This is a genomic window from Paraburkholderia sp. EG287B, from assembly GCF_040965595.1.
Classification (GTDB): domain Bacteria; phylum Pseudomonadota; class Gammaproteobacteria; order Burkholderiales; family Burkholderiaceae; genus Paraburkholderia.
In genome coordinates this window covers 1-255 of sequence record NZ_JBFRCG010000119.1, presented here as the reverse complement: position 1 = coordinate 255, position 255 = coordinate 1, and the positions used below count along the sequence as shown (strand labels likewise).

1 protein-coding gene is annotated in these 255 nt (G+C 64.7%); it reads right to left on the bottom strand.

Features of this window, described 5'->3' with window-relative positions:
* Nucleotides 1-25: 25 nt before the first annotated feature.
* The coding region (locus tag AB4Y40_RS42985) for an NAD(P) transhydrogenase subunit alpha (protein WP_368693002.1) at nucleotides 26-255 on the bottom strand (230 nt) is incomplete at its 5' end.

Genomic DNA, 255 nt, shown 5'->3' with positions numbered 1-255 from the left:
GCAGCGTAACGACGTTCATGCTCATTTACGCGCCCTCCTTGCTGCCGGGGGCGGAGAGCTTTTTCGGCTCCTTCTTGCGGAACATCTCCAGCATTCGCCGCGTGACGAGGAACCCGCCGAACACGTTTACGGCCGCGAGCAGCACGGCGAAGGTGCCGAAGAACTTGCCCGGTCCGCCCACGGTCAGGCCCGTGGCGAGCATCGCGCCGACGATCACGATCGCGGAAATCGCATTGGTCACGGCCATGAGCGGCG